The organism is Streptomyces lincolnensis, assembly GCF_001685355.1.
In the GTDB taxonomy this organism is placed as follows: Bacteria; Actinomycetota; Actinomycetes; order Streptomycetales; family Streptomycetaceae; genus Streptomyces; species Streptomyces lincolnensis.
In genome coordinates this window covers 1,774,283-1,793,790 of the sequence record NZ_CP016438.1, presented here as the reverse complement: position 1 = coordinate 1,793,790, position 19,508 = coordinate 1,774,283, and the positions used below count along the sequence as shown (strand labels likewise).

14 protein-coding genes are annotated in these 19,508 nt (G+C 73.6%); 10 read left to right on the top strand and 4 right to left on the bottom strand.

The genetic code is table 11. The features are described 5' to 3' along the window. Positions 1 to 3 precede the first annotated feature (3 nt). The 8 genes from SLINC_RS07870 to SLINC_RS07835 all read left to right on the top strand — a co-directional run bounded on the left by SLINC_RS07870 (position 4) and on the right by SLINC_RS07835 (position 8,097). A complete protein-coding gene (locus tag SLINC_RS07870; protein ID WP_067428348.1) occupies positions 4 to 1,071 on the top strand; it encodes an ABC transporter ATP-binding protein in 1,068 nt (355 codons plus the stop codon). Between the two features lie 53 nt (positions 1,072 to 1,124). Then, complete coding sequence (locus SLINC_RS07865; protein ID WP_067428345.1) at positions 1,125 to 2,537, top strand: HAD-IA family hydrolase; 1,413 nt, start codon at positions 1,125 to 1,127, stop codon at positions 2,535 to 2,537. Between the two features lie 71 nt (positions 2,538 to 2,608). Further along, positions 2,609 to 3,352, top strand: a complete 744-nt coding sequence (locus SLINC_RS07860; RefSeq protein ID WP_067428342.1) for a hypothetical protein — start codon at positions 2,609 to 2,611, stop codon at positions 3,350 to 3,352. Further along, entirely contained in the window at positions 3,349 to 3,906 is a 558-nt protein-coding gene (locus tag SLINC_RS07855; RefSeq protein WP_067428339.1) for a SixA phosphatase family protein, read from the top strand. The genes SLINC_RS07860 and SLINC_RS07855 overlap by 4 nt, the downstream gene beginning before the upstream one ends. 9 nt (positions 3,907 to 3,915) lie before the next feature. Continuing rightward, positions 3,916 to 4,542: a YigZ family protein gene (locus SLINC_RS07850; RefSeq protein WP_067428336.1), complete on the top strand. Its 627-nt coding sequence runs from the start codon at positions 3,916 to 3,918 to the stop codon at positions 4,540 to 4,542. A gap of 33 nt (positions 4,543 to 4,575) precedes the next feature. Continuing rightward, on the top strand, positions 4,576 to 5,658 hold the full coding sequence (locus tag SLINC_RS07845) for an effector-associated domain 2-containing protein (RefSeq protein WP_067428333.1): 1,083 nt from the start codon (positions 4,576 to 4,578) through the stop codon (positions 5,656 to 5,658). 96 nt (positions 5,659 to 5,754) lie between these two features. Continuing rightward, positions 5,755 to 5,937 carry a hypothetical protein gene (locus SLINC_RS07840; protein ID WP_067428329.1) on the top strand — a complete coding sequence of 61 codons (183 nt, stop codon included), beginning with the start codon at positions 5,755 to 5,757 and terminating at the stop codon, positions 5,935 to 5,937. A 222-nt stretch (positions 5,938 to 6,159) separates the two neighbouring features. Beyond that, positions 6,160 to 8,097, top strand: a complete 1,938-nt coding sequence (locus SLINC_RS07835; protein WP_159425332.1) for an HEXXH motif domain-containing protein — start codon at positions 6,160 to 6,162, stop codon at positions 8,095 to 8,097. Here the strand turns inward: SLINC_RS07835 and fxsT are convergent. Genes fxsT through SLINC_RS07820 form a run of 3 tightly spaced genes read right to left on the bottom strand, consistent with a single transcriptional unit; the run spans position 8,040 to position 14,496 of the window. Beyond that, positions 8,040 to 11,987, bottom strand: a complete 3,948-nt coding sequence (fxsT, locus tag SLINC_RS07830; RefSeq protein WP_225988280.1) for an FxSxx-COOH system tetratricopeptide repeat protein — start codon at positions 11,985 to 11,987, stop codon at positions 8,040 to 8,042. The two genes, SLINC_RS07835 and fxsT, sit on opposite strands and share 58 nt — an antisense overlap. Beyond that, positions 11,984 to 12,982 (bottom strand): MoxR family ATPase, encoded by a 999-nt coding sequence (locus tag SLINC_RS07825; RefSeq protein WP_067428318.1) that lies wholly within the window; start codon positions 12,980 to 12,982, stop codon positions 11,984 to 11,986. The genes fxsT and SLINC_RS07825 overlap by 4 nt, the downstream gene beginning before the upstream one ends. A 50-nt stretch (positions 12,983 to 13,032) precedes the next feature. Further along, positions 13,033 to 14,496 carry a VMAP-C domain-containing protein gene (locus SLINC_RS07820; protein ID WP_067428315.1) on the bottom strand — a complete coding sequence of 488 codons (1,464 nt, stop codon included), beginning with the start codon at positions 14,494 to 14,496 and terminating at the stop codon, positions 13,033 to 13,035. 390 nt (positions 14,497 to 14,886) lie between these two features. Between SLINC_RS07820 and SLINC_RS07815 the strand changes: the two genes are divergently transcribed. Further along, a complete protein-coding gene (locus tag SLINC_RS07815) occupies positions 14,887 to 16,050 on the top strand; it encodes an exonuclease SbcCD subunit D (protein WP_067428312.1) in 1,164 nt (387 codons plus the stop codon). Beyond that, entirely contained in the window at positions 16,047 to 19,037 is a 2,991-nt protein-coding gene (locus tag SLINC_RS07810; RefSeq protein WP_067428309.1) for an AAA family ATPase, read from the top strand. Before SLINC_RS07815 ends, SLINC_RS07810 begins: the two co-directional genes overlap by 4 nt. Here SLINC_RS07810 and SLINC_RS07805 read toward each other — a convergent pair. After that, positions 19,031 to 19,477, bottom strand: a complete 447-nt coding sequence (locus SLINC_RS07805; protein WP_067428306.1) for an Lrp/AsnC family transcriptional regulator — start codon at positions 19,475 to 19,477, stop codon at positions 19,031 to 19,033. The genes SLINC_RS07810 and SLINC_RS07805 overlap by 7 nt on opposite strands. Positions 19,478 to 19,508 lie beyond the last annotated feature (31 nt).

Sequence of the window (19,508 nt, the reverse complement as noted above, 5' to 3'; positions counted from 1 at the left end):
ACCATGACCGTTCTTGAAATGACCCAGACGAAAGCGGCGACCGTCGAATTCCGGGGCCTCAGGCGGGAGTTCGGGACGACCATCGCCCTGGACGGGCTCGACCTGACCGTGCGGCCGGGGGAGTTCCTCGCCCTGCTCGGCCCGTCCGGCTGCGGAAAGACCACCGCCCTGCGCATGCTCGCCGGGTTCGAACACCCCGACGCCGGCCAGGTGCTGGTCGACGGCGAGGACGTCACCCGCGTCCCCGCCCACCGCCGGGACGCCGGGATGGTCTTCCAGTCGTACAGCCTCTTCCCGCATCTCAGCGCCCTCGACAACGTGGCCTTCGGACTGCGGATGCGCAAGGTGCGCACCGCCGAACGCCGGGCGCGCGCAGGCGAGTTGCTGGAGCTGGTCGGCCTCGCCGACAAGGGCGAACGTTTCCCCCACCAGCTCTCCGGCGGCCAGCAGCAGCGCATCGCGCTGGCCCGCGCGCTCGCCCTGCGGCCCCGCGTCCTGCTCCTGGACGAGCCGCTGTCGGCGCTCGACGCGAAGGTCCGCCTCACGCTGCGCGAGGAGATCCGCCGCCTCCAGCAGGAACTCGGCATCACCACCCTGTTCGTGACGCACGATCAGGAAGAGGCCCTGTCCGTCGCCGACCGGGTCGCCGTCATGAACGCCGGGCGCCTCGAACAGTGCGCGGAGCCCGCCGAGTTGTACGGGCGCCCCGCGACCGCGTTCGTCGCCGAGTTCGTCGGCACGATGAGCCGGATCCCCGGTGTCCTCGTCGGCGGTGACGTCGAGGTGCTCGGGCAGCGGCTGCCGGTCGACGGTCCGATGCCCGACACGACCGAGGTGGACGTCCTGGTGCGGCCCGAGGCCGTCCGGCTCCACGCGGACTCGGCGGGAGACGCCCGGGTCGTCGCCACCGCCTTCCTCGGCGCGGTCGTCCGCCTCACCGTCCGGCTCGCCGACGGCACCGAGGTGAAGGCCGACCTGCCCGCCCACGAGGCCGCCGGACTCGGCGCGGGAACCGCGGTGCGCCTGTCGCTGCCCGAACGGCCGGTGCTCGTGGCGGAACGCACCAGCTGATCCACCACCGCCGACTCCCCCCACCAGGATCCCCCCATGCAAGAGAGCACACGATGACCCGACTCCCGCTCCAGGCCGTCCTGTTCGACATGGACGGCACGCTCGTCGACACCGAGCGGCTGTGGTGGGAGGCGGTGGAGCGGGTCGCCGGTCGCGCGCTGACCGACGCCGACCAGCCGGAGGTGCTCGGCCGCCCGGTCGAGCACACCGCCGCCTGGCTGGCCGCGGCCGGTGGCACCCCGGCCGCGGACCTCGCCGCCGCGCTGCACCGCGAGTTCGCCGACCGGGTCCGCACCGGCATCGTGCCCCGCCCCGGCGCCCTCGACCTGCTCGACGCCCTGGCCCGCGACGGCGTCCCCACCGCCCTGGTGACCGCCTCCCCCCGGGCCGTCGCCGACACCGTGCTCGACGTGCTCGGCGCCGACCGCTTCGCCGTCTCCGTCACCGCCGACGACACCGAGCACACCAAGCCCGCCCCCGACCCCTACCTCGCCGCCTGCCGTGCCCTGGGCGTCGACCCCGCCGCCTGCGTGGCCGTCGAGGACACCGAGACCGGCGTGCGCTCGGCGGAGGCCGCCGGATGCACGGTGCTCGCCGTGCCCTCGCTCGCCCCCATCGACACCGCGCCGGGCCGGACCGTGCGCGCGAGCCTGACCGGCCTCGACCCCCGCCGGCTCGCCGCCCTGCTGCCGTACGAACTCCGCGTCATGAGCTGGAACCTCTGGTACGGCGGCACCAAGGTCCACGACCACCGGGCCAAGCAGCTGAAGATCATCACTGAGACCGGCGCGGACGTGGTCGGCCTCCAGGAGACGTACGGCACCGCCGCCCAGGAACTCGCCGACGCCCTCGGCTGGCACCACCACCGGGCCGGGGAGAACCTCGGCATCATCAGCCGGCACCCGATCACGGCCCGCCTCGGCGACCCGGACGTCGGGTTCTACGGAGCGGCCGGGGCGCGGATCGCCGTAGGGGACCGGGAGGTCGACGTCTGGACGGCTCATCTCGACTACCGGCGGTACGGGCCCTACGAGCCGGTCTTCGACGAGCGGCACGAGGAGGTGCGCCTCGCTCAACTGCGGGACGCCCTGCACCGGATCGGTGCCGGCGCGCCCGTCGTCCTCGTCGGTGACTTCAACTGCCCCTCCCACCTCGACAGGACCGACGGCGAGTGGCCGGTCACCAGGGCGGCCGAGGAGGCGGGCCTCAGCGACTCCTACCGCGAGGCCCACCCGGACGCGGCCGCCGCCCCCGGCCACACCTGGTCGCCCGTCCACCCCGTGCGCGAGGACGGCAGCGGACGCCCCGAACCCCAGGACCGCATCGACTACGTCCTGCACCGCGGCCTGAGGGTCCTCGACTCCCGTACGGTCGTCACCGGCACCCCGCGCCCCTGGCCGGACGTCGCCGGCAACGACTGGCCGTCCGACCACGCGGCGGTGCTCACCACCTTCGCCGTGCGCTGAGAGCGGACCCACTGAACGTCTGTTCGGTCGGGCGGTGGCGCCGTGCCGTCCGCGCGCCTACGCTCACCCCCGTGCTGCGCATCATCGACGCCCGGACGGGCGAGCCCGTCACCGCTGCTCCCGCCCGCCGCGGCCTGACCCGGGTCGAGGCCCACACGGCCGGCTACGACAGCACCTCCCTGCGGGTGCTGCTCGTCGCCGACGTCCTGGTCCGGGCCCTGGAACTCGGCGGGACACCCGTGTGGGCGCTGCTCAACGGCGAACGGGACCGGCCCGAGCTGAGGGCGGGCGCCGCCGCGCTCGGCATCCGGCCCTTCGAGGACGGAGTCGCCGGGAGCGGTCTCGGCGTCGGTCTCGGCGAGGCCCAGGCCCTGCACGTCCTCGGCGAGGGTGCCGCCACCTCGGACGGCTTTGCCGCGGGAGCCCGGATCGCCGTGGCCCCCGTCGACCCGGCGGCGGCCGGGATCCCGGCGGGCGCCGACCCCTCCGCCGTACGCCTGGCCCTGCTCTCCACGCGCCGCGACGCGCCCCTGCGGCTCGACGCGGACGCCCTGGCGGGCGCCCAGGACACGCTACGGCGCTGGCGCCGCGCGGTCGCCGACTGGGCCCGGCAGCCGTCCCGGGCGATCCCCGACGAGGTGCGCGCGGAACTCCGCACCGCCTGGGAGGACGACCTGGACGTGCCCGGTGTACTGCGGATCCTGCGGTCGGTGGAGACCTCCGACCTGCCCGCGGGCGCCCGCTTCGAGACGTACGCCTACGCCGACCGCCTCCTCGGCGTCGAACTCACCCGCGACGTGGGAGCCCCGGCGTGATCGCGCGGGCGGGAACGGGCCCGCTGCGCCACCTGGTCGTGCTGCGGCACGCCAAGTCCGCCTGGCCCTCGGGCACCCCCGACCACGAACGGCCCCTCGCGCCGCGCGGCCGACGTGACGCACCCGCCGCGGGACGCGCCCTCGCCGCCGCCGACCTGCTCCCCGGCCTCGCCCTGTGCTCCACCGCCGTACGCGCCCGCCAGACCTGGGAGTGGGCCTCCGCGCAGTGGGGCACACCCCCGCCGGTGCGGCTGGACGCGCGCGTGTACGCCGCCGATGCCCCCGACCTGCTGGCCGTCGTCCGGGAGACACCCGCCGAGGTCGAGACACTGCTGCTGGTCGGCCACAACCCCGGCCTGGAGGACCTCGTCCTCGATCTCGCCGGGGACGGCCTCGACGACACCCTGGAGGAGGTGCGCACCAAGTTCCCCACCTCGGCGATCGCCGTCCTGGCCTGGCGCGGCACCGACTGGACGGCCCTCACCCCGGGAACGGCCCTGCTCACCAGCCTGATCGTCGCCCGGGGCGGCAAGAGCCGACCGGCCACCCCATAGGCTGACCCGATGCAGGACGAGTACCGCACAGTCGCCCACGCGGGCGTCCACGAGACCGAGGTCAACCGCTCCCGCTTCCTGTGCGCCCTCGCCCCGGCGGCCACCGAGCAGGAGGCCCAGGACTTCGTCGCCGCCGTCCGCAGGAAGCACGCCGACGCCACCCACAACTGCTTCGCCTACGTCATCGGCGCCGACGCCGCGATCCAGAAGGCCAGTGACGACGGCGAACCCGGTGGCACCGCCGGCGTCCCCATGCTCCAGATGCTCCTGCGCCGCGACATGCGCTACGTCGTCGCCGTCGTCACCCGCTACTACGGCGGCGTCAAACTCGGCGCCGGCGGCCTCATCCGCGCCTACGGCGGAGCCGTCGGCGAGGCCCTCGACACCCTCGGCACCCACACCCGCCGCCGCTTCCGCCTCGCCACCCTCACCGTCGACCACCAGCGCGCCGGCAAGGTCCAGAACGACCTCCACACCACCGGCCGCGAGATCCGGGACGTCCGCTACGGCGAGGCGGTCACCATCGAGATCGCGCTGCCGGACGCGGAGGTGGAGGCGTTCAGGGGGTGGCTGGCCGATGTGACGGCGGGGGCGGCGGGGTTCGAGCTCGGGGGAGAGGCTTACGGGGACGCCTGACGGCGGACACCGCACCAACGGCACACTGAGCGCATGGATCCGGCATCGCCTCAGCTCGACCCGCGTCGGACGCGGGTCGTCGTCGTGGGGATCGACACCTACGAGGCGGGCGACGAGGGGGAGCCGGACGGCCCCGTCGCGCACGGCGTCCGGTTCGCCGAGTGGTTCATGGCCCGCGGGGTCCCGCCCGAGCGGATCACCGCACTGTTCTCCGGACCGGCCGATCGCACGGCGCGGCACGCCGGTCTGCCGTATGCCGTCCGTCCCGCCGACCGGGACCACGTGCACCGTGTTCTCCTCCAGGACGTCCCCGCGAGCGGGAGCGAGTTGCTGTGGGTCGTGTGGGGCGGGCGCGGACTGGTGGACACCGACGGGCGGCGTCGGCTGTTCTACGCCGACACGGCAGCGGAGCACCTCGTCGATCCGGGCTTCCTGGACTTCGACGCCCTCCTCAGCCACTACCGCTCGGACGCGGCACGGGCGCACCCACGGCAGATCTGGCTGGTGGACGCCTGCCAGGAACCGCGCGACCCGCGGCAACGACGCGGCCCGCTGCCGCGCGAGGACCACGGCGCGGGCAGGCCGGTGACCGGGTGCGACCAGGCCGTCCTCTTCGCGGCCCGGCCGGGAGAGACGGCCGTCAACCTCACGCCTTCGCCGACCGGTCTCTTCAGCCGGGAGCTGCTGGCCGTCCTCGGCGACACCCCCGGCGCGCAGTGGCCTCCCGACCTCGACGCGGTGGCGGAACGGGTGCGTGAGCGGTTGGGGGACGAGGGCCAACTGCTGTCCCGTCGCGTGGCCGCGGGGCCGGCCGACGGCACGCCCGGACGGGCCGCGCCGGATCCCGGACTGCTGCGGGCCCTGACGGACGGTCTGCTGGCGGTGGACGAGTTCGTCGACCCGGGTGCCCGCGAAGTGATCCTGGGTCTGCTGAGGCCGGAGGTCCGCGCCGCCATCACCCGGCACGGCAAGGCCCGTATGGACGCCATCAGCGTCGTGCGCACCTGCTGGCGACGGCCCGGCGCGCTCCAGGAACTCGCGGAGGCCGTCCTGCTGTGCGCGGGCGCGAGCCCCGAGGCACAGCGGCTGCACCGCCTGGTCACCGAGGTTGCCTGACGGAGCGTCGTATCGCTCCCGAGGCGGTGGTCGTATCCCGTGTCCCCGGTGGTTCAGGGTTATGTCTGTGACGGTAGTCGCCTACTATCTGGCTCCATGTACGAGTCCCGTGACGCGGCCCAGTCCGCGACCGTCGAATCCTGGCTGCCCCGCTTGTCGCACGTCACGCTGGATGAACTCCCGCTGATCAGCGAAGGATCCCTGAGGCCCGCGATGGACATGCTCCTGCTGAGCGTGGACCGGCCCTTCAGCACCAGGGGTGGCAGCGAAGGCAGTTGAGACCCCGGGTGCCACGGACGCACTCATGCGCCGGGTATCGTGCGCGGCACAGCGGACTGCTCTGGTCCGGTGCTGTGAACAGCGTGGTGAGGAAGCTTCGTGGGCACGTGGCGTGAAGAGGGTTCCGAGGATGCGGAGAGAGAGTCGTCCCGGCCTCTGAACCGTCACCGCCTCGACGAAGTCGGTGTCGGCGCACTCTGTTCCACCGGCGAACAGGCGTCCGTGGCCCGGGCTCTCCTCGACGCCGAGTACAGCAGGCGGCTGCTGCTGCTCCGTGCGGTCGTGGACGAGATGGCGTCCCTGCCGGAGGCGAGCGGGCCCCTCGAACCGGTACACGAGGCATGGGATCTGCTCGCCGGCGCCCAACGGCGCGCCCCCGAGCCGGTGCGCCGGTTGCTGATGGACCCGCAGACCGGGCTGTGGGCCGCCCATCTGCTGCGTCGGCTGCGCGGCTCCTCGGACGACGACACTCCGCTCTGGGCGGAGGTGGGCCGGCTGCATGCCCTGGCCGCCGCGGGTGCCACGGTGGCCGGCACCGACTTCCGCATCCGGGTCCCGGCCCACGACGGGGCCGTGGTGCTTCCCGGCCTGGGCCGCGCCTGGACACCGCGAGAGCGCCGACTTCCGGATCTGTCGCAGGAGTCGGAGCCGTGGGGTGTCGCGGACGTGAGCGTGACCGGCGGCAGGGCCCGGGTGGCCCTTCCTGCCGCGCGGGTCGTGGACGTGCCCGCCGACCCCGCGTCCGACGCCCCGGGCTGGCAGGGGACGCGCCTGTTCCGCAGCACGCACGACGGAGTCACCCTCACCCTCTCGGTGGACGACCTCGGCCTGTATCCCGTGATCCCCGGCGACCCGGGCCCTGTCCGCCTGGACCACGCGACGGCGGAGCGCTGGCGGCAACGGCTGGACCGGGCCTGGGCACTCCTGGTCACCGACCACCGGGAGAGCGCCGAAGCACTGGCGCAGGGGCTGCTCTCGCTCGTGCCGCTGCCGCGCGGAGAGAGGTTCCGGCCACGCAGCGCGTCGGCCTCGGAGGCCTTCGGCTGCGTGATGCTCTCGGAGCCGCACATCGAGCCGGACGCGCACGAGGCGACCGTCGAACTGGCTGTCACGCTGGTGCACGAGTTCCGCCACACACTGCTCAACGGCCTGATGCACCTCACCCCGCTGACCGAGGACTGCGCGGACCTCTTCCACGCCCCGTGGCGGGACGACCCCCGGCCGCTCACCGGGCTGTTGCACGGAGCGTTCGCGTTCTCCGGCGTCACCCGGTTCTGGCGGGCCCGTTGCACGCGCGACACCGGCAGGGCGCTGGAACTGGCCCGCTTCGAATTCGCGTTGTGGCGCCGGCAGAGCCGGGCGGCCCTCAAGACGCTCGACGCGCATCCCGCGCTGACGGTGACGGGGCGCAGGCTCGTGCAGGGACTGATGGCGGACCTTCGGGAGTGGGAGACGGACCCGGTCCCCCGGCGCGCGCTGCAACTCGCCGAGCGCGCCGCCGCGCACCAACGCGCCGCTTGGCGTGCCCATCACGTGGTCCCCGAGGAGTCGACGGTGACGGCGACGGCGGGGGCATGGCTGAGCGGGGGAGCGCCCCCGGCCTTCACGGCCGCCGACTCCGGCTCCGAGATCAGGACGGATCCGGCCGGGTGCCGACTGGACGTGTACGCTCATCTGGTCCGGCTGATGGTCATGGATCCGGAGTCCTTCGCCGAGGCCCGCATCGCCGGGACACCGGCCGCGACCTGGACGCGTGGCGCGACCGCCGCGGACCTCGCCTGCGTCGCGGGTGAGACGGAGGAGGCGGTGCGGCTGTACACGCAGGAGGCCGAAGGGGCCGAGCGGGTCGGCGCCTGGGGAGGTCTCGGCCTGCTCATCGCCGACCGGCACGCGGACGACGGGGCGGCCGGGGACGGCTACCGGGCACTTGCCGAACGCCCCGAACTGCTGCGGGCCGTCTCCGGGCGGGTCACCCGCAGGTCCGGCCGGCCCGTCTCCCCGGCCACGCTGGCCGACTGGCTGGCCCGGGGATGGCACGACCGGGCGGGCGGGGCCGGCGGCCCCGGCACGCCGCACGCCGAGATGCCCCGCCCCGGGTCGTCTCACAACGGCAGTGGATCGATGTCGCAGTCCGCGCGGTGCTCCCAGTCCACCGCCTGACGGACCGCCGGATGGTCCGCCCCGAGGACCCTGGTGAGCCGTTCGGCCGTGACGGCGTGCAGAAGGTCCGCCTCCTCGGTCCGGCCCAGTGCCTTCAGGTCCAGCGGCAGGTTGGCGGCGCAGGCCAGGGTGGAGGGGTGCTCCTGGCCCATGACCTCCGTCGAGAGCGCCAGGGTCTCGGCGTCCAACTGCCGGGCGGCCTCGTACTCGCCCAGGGCGTAGAGGTCGCTGGCCAGGTTGGTCGCGCTGATCAACACGGAGGGGTGCCGCTCGCCGAGGGCACTTCGCAGCTCGGTCAGGACGCGTTCGTCGATGGTCCGTGCCTGGTCGGCGGCGCCGAGCTGGCGGAGCGTGATGGCGAGGTCGACCTCCGCCGACAGCGTGTGCGGGTGCAGCGCGCCGTAGGTCGCCGTGTACTGGGCGTGGATCCGCCGGCCGAGGTCGCGCGCCTGCTCCAGCTCTCCCGCGTGCCGTAGGTCGATGGTCAGTTCGAGCGTCGACTGCATCGCGCCCGGGTTGTTCTCGCCGTAGCGGCGGACGAGATCGGCCCGGCTGCGTTCCGCCGTCTCCCGTGCCTCCTCGTGCCGTCCGGCCTTGCGCAGGGCGACCGCCAGGTGCCGGTGGTTGGAGAGCGTGAACGGGTTGTCGTGGCCGAGCAGCCGGGTCGACTGTTCGGTGAGTTCCAGCTGGAAGCTGAGTGCGGTCAGGTAGTCGCCGAGCTCCCGGATGTCGAGGATGAGCCCGAGCCAGGTCACCAGGCTCACCACGTGGTCCTGGCCGAAGATCTGGGTCTTGCTGTGCAAGGTCTCCTCGTCGAGCACCTTGGCGCGGCCGAAGTCCCCGGTCAGGCGCAGACTGACGGCCACGTTGTGCGCGGCGCGCAGGGTCTCGGGGTCGTCGGGGCCCAGTACCCGCAGATACCGCTGGAGAATCGACTCGGAGAGCTCCAGCGCGGCCACGAAGTCCCCCCGCACCCGCCGGTCGATGGCCACGTTGCCGAGCGCGTCCAGGGTGTCCTCGTGGTCCTCGCCGACCGTGCGGCGGTAGGCGTCCAGGACCCGGTCGTTGACGTCCGCCGCCTCCTGGTAGCGGCCCATGTTGAACAGGACGAACCCCAGCCAGCGGGAGACCTCCAGCAACTGGGCGTCGTCCTCGCCGCTCTCCCGCCGCCAGGAATCGTAGGCCGACCGGGCCAGTTGCAGGGCGGTGTCGTAGTTGCCCCAACGGCACAGGTAGCGCACCTCGTTGACGATCAGGGAGCGCACCCAGCGGTCCGTGGACTCGACGGCCTCGGAGACGATCAGGTGTGCGTGCAGTTCGCCGTAGCGCGGCCAGTTGATGACGTTGTGCGGGTCGGTGGGGTCGTTGGCGGCCAACAGCAGATGCGTGCCCTGCCGCATGCGCCGCTGTTCCGCCTCCGTCATCCGGGAGATCAGCGCGGCCTGCACCAGACGGTGCATCTGGATGGAGTTGGTGCGGTGGTCGAAGCGGGCGAGCGAGTAGCGGCCGATCTCCCGGATCGCCTGGCCGAGGCGGATCGGATCGTGCAGGACGGCGTCCAGCTCCGGGGCGATGGGGTGGGCGGGCCGGCCGGCGAAGAGCGTGCGGGAGATGGGCTCGGGGGCGCAGAACGCGCAGACCTGGAGCAACTGCATGGCCGCCGGGTTCTTGGTCTCCAGCTGGTCCAGGGAGACGTTCCAGGCGGCGATGACCGGCAGTTGGTAGTCGAGCGGCGCGACCAGGCCGAGCAGATCGACCATCTTCTCGTCGAGCAGCCGCAGGTATTCGTCCGCGGGCATACCCGTCTCCGCCCGCCAGGCGGCCGCCTGCTCGATGGCCAGCGGCAGATCGCCCAGCGCCTGGGCGAGCCGGTCGGCCTCCTCGTCGCTGATCTCCGGGCCGCGCACCCGCAGCAGCTGCACGCTCTCCTCCCGCCGGAAGACGTCGACCTCCAGAGGCTGCGCGGCGCTGGCCCACTGCGGATTGCGGGAGGTGATCAGGATGTTGCCCGGGCCGCCGGAGGGGAAGTACGGCCGAACGACCTCGGGGCTGTCGGCGTTGTCGAAGACGAGCAGCCAGTTGGCGTAGGGCTCACCGCGGCGCAGGGCCTCCAGGACCTCCGAGACCGACCAGGTCGCCTCGGTGCTCGCCTCAAGACCCAGCCGCTGGGCCAGCTCCACCAGGGACAGCGCGACCTGGGTGGTGCGCTCGGCGGAGATCCACCAGATGATGTCGTACTCGGCGAGGTGCCGGTAGAGGTACTCGATCGCGAGCTGCGACTTCCCGACCCCGCCCATGCCGTGCAGCGCGTTGGGCAGCACGGCCGTCGTCTTCTCCTTGCGCAGCCGTCGGTGCAGCGCGTCCAGCAGGTCGCCCCGGCCGGTGAAGTTGGGGTTGCGCGGGGGTACGTTGCCCCAGACGGCCGGGGTGCGGCGGTTGGAGGGGCCTCCCATGGGATGCGCCGCAGGTCCGGGGAGTCGGCCGGGGGCGGTCTGCGCGGGGCCGGTACGGGGCTCCGGCGCGTTGGTCGGCTGGTTCAACGGATCCTCCTGGTGCGGTCCTCGCGGGAGGGGCGGGGCCGCCCCCGTGGTGCGGGCGGGAGTGCGGTGCGGGGCCGGAGGCGTCGCACAGTGCCCGACTTCCTCCTCCAGCGTTCGCGCACGGGTCGCGTAGGGGCCGGACAGCGCGTGCAGGACGGCCGTCTCGGTCTCCAGCCACAGGCGGGTCTCCTCGTTCCTCGGGCCCGCCGGCGGCACCTCGACGCCGGTGAGGAGCGCCGGGAAGCGCCACAGGCCGCGGGCCGCCGGGCCCAGGGTCTCGGAGACCACGTCGACGACCTGACGCAGCTCATCGTTTCGTCCGGCGGCCAGCAACTCCCCGCGGACGCCCGGCTCGAAGTCGTACGACACCTGGGGGCGGCCCGGCGCCGCGCGGGGGCCGGTGACCGGGCGGATCAGCTGATGGGCGCGCAGCTGGGCGAAGTCGGATATGCGTGTGCCGGGCCTGAGCCGGGTCATGACACGCCGGACGACCGGAACGGCCAAGGGGGCCGCGGCGAGCAGGACGGCGAGGCCGAAGACGTCGGGCGAGACCGATCCGCGGAACCGTGCGACCGCGTCGGCCGCGTCGCGCCGGGCCGGCGGCGGGGCGAGCCGGTCGGCGTACGCCGCGTACGTCAGCGGCACCCTGACCCGTGCGGACGGGCCGGCCGTCACCAGTCGTGCCCAGGACGCCAGGCTGCGGGGTGTCAACTCCAGGACGGGTACGAGCAGTTCACCGTCGTATCCGGGCGGTGCGGACGGCGCGTCGAGGCCGAGTCCGTGCGGGCGCATCCCCAGCCCCCGGTTGGGCGTGCCCGGCCGTGCCGCCCTCAAGGACATCGGCCAGGTCGGGATCCCGGCGTCCGGCCAGGCATGGAACGGCAGCAGATGGACGATGGCCAGGAAACTGTCCCACCCCCAGTGATGCAGCAGATGGCCCGGGGCGCCCGAGCGCCACGCGGGTGCGGTGCCGTCGGTCAGGACCAGGACCAGCCGCCGTGCGGGGCCGGGCGTCTTGGGCAGGGGGTCTCGACCGGGCGGCCGGCGCCCGTGGACCTGTCCGGGCGGCGGCATCCCCAGCCCGCAGCGGTCCACGCGGCGGAACACGCGTGACCTGCGCAGCAGTCCGGTGAACTCCGCGGCCGTGTCCTGCCAGACCACCATGCCGGGATCGGTGTCCACGGCCACGACCATGTCGAACGCACCGCCTCCGGGAGCTGTCCGCAGCGGGTGCAGGGCGCGGAGTGTGCCCTGCGCGTCGGTGATGTCCGTCCACCGGCCGGAATCGGCCCACGGCGCCCCCGGCCCATGGTGCAGGAGCGTGTCACCGCGACCGCCGAAGGACGTCATGGCCCCTCCACCACAGCCCATCGCCAAACGGTGTCGAGGGCTGCCTCCACCTCGTCTTCTTCCCCGGTTTCGTCCAGGGCACCCTCGTCGACGAGGTGCAGCACATCGAGGAGCAACCCCGGCGCGTCGGTGTCCGGGTCCCGCAGGAGCCGCTCGACGAGGGCCTCCAGAAGCCGGCCGTGCCGCCCTTCGGCGAGTGCGGGGAAGCGGGCCCTGGCCAGTGCGGTCAGTTGCCCGGCCGTCATCGGCGGCAGCGTCAGGGGCACGCACTGCCGCACGCAACCGGGCGAGAGGTCCGCCTCGCCGCCGCTGGTGATCACGACGAGCGGCGGCTCGTGGCAGCGTACGAGCGCGTCGCGCAGCGTCGCCGTCCTGCCGGTCTCCCACGTGTGGACGACGGCTGTGCCGGGGTCCTTCTCCGTACGGCCGAGGAGTTCGGGCAGGACGAACTCGCCGTCCTCCAGCGTGCCCAGTACCTGCTCGGGCAGGTCGAAACCGCCCCGGTCCAGGCCGTCGACCAACAGCACGCGCGGCAGCCGGCGGGGCAGCAGGGCCGTGCCCAGAGGGCCGAGGCGGAAGGTGCCGCCACCGGCCGGGCCGTAGAGGGCGTCGGTGAGGGTGCTGCCCCCGGTGACGCGCCAGCGCAGCACAGGGCCCAGCCCGAGCTCCCTGGCGATCCGGTGGGCCACGGCGGACCTGCCCGTGTCCGGCCCGCCGGAGACGAGCAGCGGACGCCGCAGCCGCAGCGCGATGTTCACCCGGACGACCTCGTCGGGGACGGCGGGCCACGGGACCCCGGGCGGGCCCAGCACGCGGGCTGCCGTGCCGTCCTGCGGGGGCGGTGGCGCGGTGGCGCTGTCGGGGGCGCCGGAGAAGGTCCGCCACGGGGGCGGGGCCGGCCAGCGGCGGTCGCGGTCGGCCGGGTTCATCGGCGTGCCGGTGCCCCGGTAGAGGAACCACGAGGGTTCCGGGACTGCCTGTGAGTCCGCGTCCATGTGCGGTTCCTCCCTGCTGTCGGCGCTGCCGGGTCACGCCGGGACCTTGCTCAGAGCGGTTTCCTGTCGGGGTCGTCCCACAGCACCGCGAGATGCCGCCCGAAGTGGTCGTGCTCGCTGCCGAGCGCGGCGGCTTCCTGGCGGAACCGGGTGATGCGCGACAGCAGGTCCGCGAATCCGCCGGCGAACAGGTCGCTGAGTGCCTGGCGGAATTCGGCGGTCGACTCACTGGTCCGGTGCCACACCACCACCGGATACCCCGTGCGCAGCGCCGCCTTGATCTCCAGGCAGCCGCGCTGCCGGCTGCGCTCGGGCGGTTCGCTCAGGACGGCTGCGACCTGCCGTTCGTCGAGCAGGCCCGCCAGCACCTTCTCGTGGTGCCGCGGATCACGGTCGGGGATGCTGACGTACCAGGAACTGCTCGTCGGTTCGTCCTTGAGCTTCTGCCAGCGCAGCCGCCATCGGCGGTGCCACCGCTCGTCCAGCAGCCGGTCCAGGCTGCGGATGACGACCGCGGGATAGGCCGTGCCGAGCAGGAGATGCGGATCCTCGGTGTCCAGGGGCCAGGACTCGACGGGCAGGTTGATGAGTTCGAGAGGCAGGACGAACTCCAGCCGCAGGCGCCCCGGCCGGTCCCCTTCCGCCCGCTCCACCTCGGAGATCACATCGCTGACCGTCTGCTGGAGCGCGGCGAAGGGGATCACCGCACTGTCCCGGCGGCCTTCGAAATGGGGACTGCGGGCGTCCGAGTGGAACCAGTGGGAGACGGTGTAGTGGTCCTCGTCGAAGGGCGCGGGCCTGATCCGGATGGCCAGGTTCTCGTCGTGGACGGCGGAGAGCTGCGGGCCGGCCCACGTGGAGTCGTAGCGACGGCGGTCGAAGGTCTCGCCGAGCTCCCACCGCGCGGCCCGGCGCCGGTTCAGGGCGCGCAGCTCGCCGCGGTGTTCCTGGGGCATCCACTCCGTGGCCTTGTCGAGATACACCATCCAGGGCGGTACCTGCCGCGGTGCGGTGTTCTGTCCGACGAGGTGGAGGAAGTCCGACCAGGGGGTCGTGCAGTGGTCGGGCAGTCTGCGTAATCGCGACAGGGTCGCTCCCATCACCAGGCGCCCTCGCTCCTCGGCGGTGAGCCGCACCGACAGCAGTGCCTCCTCCAGGAGGTCCCAGGCCTGGAGGAACTCGGCCGGAAGCGTCCGTACGGCCTGCCACTCGTCGGCGAGCCGGGACAGGATGGCGGCCTCGGGCGAGCCCGGATCCATGAGTTCCAGGACCGTCGCGAGACAGGTGAGGCCGCCGGGCCTGCCGGGTGCCGGATCGCCGCGCAGGCACAGCCGCAGCAGCGCGATGTACTGGTTGCGCGGCGCCGCGTGGTGCGACAGCCGCCCCGGGCTCCGCAGCCCGTCCAGCACCAGGCTCAGGAACTGCTCACGATCCTCCGACGACCACAGGCTGTCGACCTCCACCAGAACGTCCACAGCGGTACGCCGGATCCGCTCCTCGACCTGCTCGCACAAGGCGGTTCCCCCCTCCGACGCCCCGCCGTGGGGACGCAGTCCTGGCCCTGTCCGATGACGCACCGTGCGCGGCTCGTGGCACAAGATTACGGGCAACGGCGGTCGGGGGAAGGGGAGCAACCACAAGAGGGACAAAGCCACTTGGGCCCCAGGCGTCCCGTCGGTTCACGGGCGTCGTCGGCCGAACCGGCCATCGCTCGAATTGACCTGTTTATCCACGATATTTCGGATGATTCGGTCCTGGCGGCGGGTGATGAAGTGCCATCCGTGGTGGATCAGCGACCCAGAGACGTTAGCGTGGTGGGTGCTGACCGCGAGCCGTGCTGGTCAGTGCTGGTCGCCAGAGGGCCGGCGGCTGTCAGGAGGGGTTGTGCAGGTCGGAGCCATGTCATGAGACTGCTGCACACGTCCGACTGGCATCTCGGCCGGGCGTTCCACCGGGTGAACATGCTCGGCGCCCAGGCCGAGTTCATCGGTCACCTCGTCGGGACCGTGCGGGAGCGCGGCGTGGACGCGGTGGTCGTGTCGGGGGACGTGTACGACCGGGCGGTGCCGCCGCTGGCAGCGGTCGAGTTGTTCGACGACGCGTTGCACCGGCTCGCCGAGCTCGGGGTGCCGACGGTGATGATCTCCGGGAATCATGACTCGGCTCGTCGGCTGGGGGTGGGGGCCGGGCTCATCGGGCGTGCGGGTATCCATCTGCGCACCGAGGCGTCGGCGTGCGGGACGCCGGTGGTGCTGGAGGACGCGTTCGGGGAGGTCGCCTTCTATGGTCTGCCCTATCTCGAACCGGCCCTGGTGAAGGACGAGTTCGGTGTGGAGAAGCCGGGCCACGAGGCCGTGCTCGCCGCCGCCATGGACCGGGTCCGCGCCGACCTCGCCACGCGCGCGCGGGGCACGCGGTCCGTCGTGCTCGCGCATGCCTTCGTCACCGGGGGCGAGGCCAGTGACAGCGAGCGGGACATCACCGTCGGCGGGGTGGCCGCCGTCCCCGCCGGGGTCTTCGACGGCGTCGACTACGTGGCGCTGGGGCACCTGCACGGCAGCCAGGCCATCACCGAGCGCGTCCGCTACTCCGGTTCCCCGCTGCCGTACTCCTTCTCCGAGGCCGGGCACCGCAAGAGCATGTGGCTCGTCGACCTGGGGGCCGACGGCTCGGTCGGCGCCGAGCGCGTGGACTGCCCGGTGCCGCGGGCGTTGGCCCGGCTGCGGGGCACCCTGGAGGACCTGCTCGCCGATCCGGAACTCGCGCGGCACGAGGAGGCGTGGGTCGAGGCGACCCTGACGGACGCGGTCCGGCCGGCCGACCCCATGGCCCGGCTCACCGAGCGTTTCCCGCACACCCTCAGTCTCGTCTTCGACCCCGAGCGGGCCGCCGACGACCCGGCGGTGTCGTACGCCAAGCGGCTCGCCGACCGCAGCGACCAGGAGATCGCGGAGGACTTCGTGGCCCATGTCCGCGGCGCCGGGCCCGACGAGCGTGAGCAGCTGGTGCTGCGGGACGCCTTCGACACGGTGCGCGCGGACGAGGCGGTACGGGAGGCGGCGCGGTGAGGCTGCACCGTCTGGACATCACCGCCTTCGGGCCCTTCGGCGGTTCCCAGAGCGTGGACTTCGACGCCTTGTCGGCGGCGGGGCTGTTCCTGCTGCACGGCCCGACGGGCGCCGGGAAGACCTCCGTCCTCGACGCCGTCTGCTACGCGCTCTACGGCGCCGTACCGGGCACGCGGCAGAGCGGGCAGGGCATGACCCTGCGCAGCGACCACGCCGTCGGGAACACGCGCACCGAGATCCGCCTCGAACTCACCGTCGCCGGGCGCCGGTTGGAGATCACCCGGCAGCCCCCGTGGGAGCGGCCCAAGAAGCGCGGCCTGGGCACCACGCTGGACAAGGCCCAGAGCTGGCTGCGCGAGTACGACGCGAAGGCCGCCGCCTGGAAGGACCTGAGCCGCTCCCACCAGGAGATCGGCGAGGAGATCACCCAGCTGCTCGGTATGAGCCGTGAGCAGTTCTGCCAGGTCGTGCTGCTGCCCCAGGGCGACTTCGCCCGCTTCCTGCGCGCCGACGCCGAGGCCCGCGGCCGGCTGCTCGGGCGCCTGTTCGACACCCACCGTTTCGCCGAGGTGGAGAAGCGGCTCGCCGAACGCCGACGTGCCGCCGAGGCGCAGGTGCGCGAGGGCGACGCCGCGTTGCTGGCCGACGCGCACCGCATGCAGCAGGCGGCCTCGGGCGCCATGGAGCTGCCGGACCTGGCGCCCGGCGAACCCGGGCTGACCGAGGCCGTCCTGGGCGCCGCCGCCGTGGCCCGCAGCACCGCCCGCGAACAGCTCACGGTCGCCCACTGCCGCCTCACGGCCGCCGAGTCCGCAGAGGCGGCGACCGAGCGGGCCCTTGCCGACATCCGGGAAGTGGACCGGCTGCAACGGCGCTTCACCCAGGCACAGGAGCGTGCCGCACTCCTGGAGGAGCGCGCCGACGGCTACCGCCAGGCGCAGGCCCGCATGGAACGGGCCCGCAAGGCCGAGGCCGTCGCACCCGCCCTGGACCTGCGCGAATCCGCCGAGGCCGACCACCGGCGGGCCGCCTCCGCCGAGACACACGCGCGTGCCCGGCTGCCGGAGACCTTCGCCGGGGCCGGTGCCGCCGGACTCGTGGCCGCCGCCCGCCGGGCCGCCGAGGAACTGGGCGGCCTCGAGTCCGCCCGGCGGGCCGAGCAGCGGCTCACCGAACTGGTCACCGAGCGGACCGACCTGGAGCGTCAGGAGCGGGCCGACGAGGAGGTCCTCGCGGAGGCGGGCAGCTGGCTCGCCGGCTGGGAGGAGAGCCGCACCGCTCTCCAGGCCCGCATCGAGACCGCCCAGGAGGCCGCGACCCGCTCCGAGCAGCTCGGCGCCCGGCGCGAACCGACCCGCAAGCGACTGGACGCGGCGCGGATGCGCGACCAGCTGGCCGGCGACACCGACACGGCCGCCGAGCAGGTCCGGCTCGCCCGGGAACAGACCCTGGGCGCCAAGGCGCACTGGCTCGACGTCAGGGAACAGCGCCTGAACGGCATCGCCGCCGAACTGGCCGCGCGGCTGGAGGACGGCGTCGCCTGTGCCGTCTGCGGTGCCACCGACCATCCGGCGCCCGCGCGCAAGGACGCCGGGCACGTCGACCGGGAGGCCGAGGAGGAGGCGCTCGCCGCCTACCAGGGGGCGGAGGAACGGCAGGCCGAGCGGGAACGGCACCTGGGCGTCGTACGAGAGGCACTGGCCGCCGCGACCGCGGAGGCCGGGGACACACCGACCGACCGGCTCGCCGCCGAGTACGAGGAGGTGGAGCGGCAGTACGAGCGGGCGCGCGCGGAGGCCTCCGTGCTGCACTCCGTCCACGAGGAGCTGCGCCGGGCCGAGGCCGAGCACGAGCGGCGCACCGCCGACCGGCAGCAGGCGGAGGTACGGGCCGCCTCCCGCGTCGGGCACCGCGAACGGCTGGACCGGGAAAAGGCCCTGCTGGAAGAGGAGTTGACGCAGGCACGGGGTGCCGCCGACAGTGTGGCCGCACGGGCGGCCCAGCTGGAGCGGCAGGCCGCGCTCCTCACCGAGGCCGCCGACAGCGCGCGCGCCGCCGAGGACACCGCCCAGCGTCTGAAGGACGCCGACGCCCGTCTGGCCGACGCCGCCTTCCGTGCCGGGTTCGACACCCCGCAGGCCGCGGCCACCGCCCTGCTGGACGACACGGCCCACCGCGAACTCCAACGGCGCCTGGACGCCTGGCAGTCCGAGGAGGCCGCCGTCCGCGCCGTCCTCGCCGAGACCGACGCGGCGGCCGCCGCCCGGCAGCCGGCCGCCGACGTCGAGGCGGCCGAGCGGGCCGCGGCCGCCGCGGCCCGGCGCACCCGCGAGGCGGCCTCCGCCCGGGACGCGGCGGCCCGCCGCTGCACCGAACTCGACCGCCTGTCCGAACGGGCGACCGCGGGCGTACGACGGCTGGCGCCGCTGCGCGAGGAGTACGACCGCGTGGCACGCCTGGCCGGGCTCGCCGCGGGCACCTCGGCGGACAACGAACGCAAGATGCGCCTGGAGGCGTACGTCCTGGCGGCCCGGCTCGAACAGGTGGCCGCCGCCGCGACCGTGCGGCTGCACCGCATGTCCTCCGGCCGCTACACCCTCGTCCACTCCGCCGACCGCAGCGGACGCGGCCGCAGCGGCCTCGGCCTGCACGTCGTCGACGCCTGGACCGGCCGCGAGCGCGACACCTCGACCCTGTCCGGCGGCGAGACCTTCTTCGCCTCCCTCGCCCTCGCCCTGGGCCTCGCGGACGTCGTCACCGACGAGGCCGGCGGGGTGCGGCTGGACACCCTCTTCATCGACGAGGGCTTCGGCAGCCTCGACGACCAGACCCTCGACGAGGTCCTCGACGTCCTCGACTCACTGCGCGAACGCGACCGCAGCGTCGGCATCGTCAGCCATGTCGCCGATCTGCGGCGGCGCATCCACGCCCAACTGGAGGTCGTGAAGGGCAGATCGGGATCGGTGCTCCGGCAGCGCGGTCACTGACCGAGAGGGCGGCGGGGCAGCGGTGAGGAGTAGACGACACTCGTCGTCACCGAGCCCAGCGTGCCGATCTTGCCGGACACCTCCTCCAGATGCCGCATCGAGCGGGCCGTGACCTTGATGACGAAACAGTCGTCGCCGGTGACGTGGTGGGCCTCCAGGATCTCGGGCGTGACCGCGACCAGGTCGTGGAACGGCTTGTAGTTGCCGTTCGGATAGCGCAGCCGCACGAACGCCAGGATCGGCAGCCCCAGCGCCTCCGGGTCCACCACCGCCGCGTACCCCTGGATGACGCCCGCCTCCTCCAGCCGGCGCACCCGCTCGGTGACCGCGCTCGCGGACATGGACACGGCCCGGGCGAGCTCGGCGAAACTGGCCCGGCCCTCCCGCTGGAGGACGTCGAGGATGCGCCAGTCGGTGGCGTCCGGGGAATACGCGGTCATGCCCGAGGAATAGCAGGGAAATCCCCGGCCG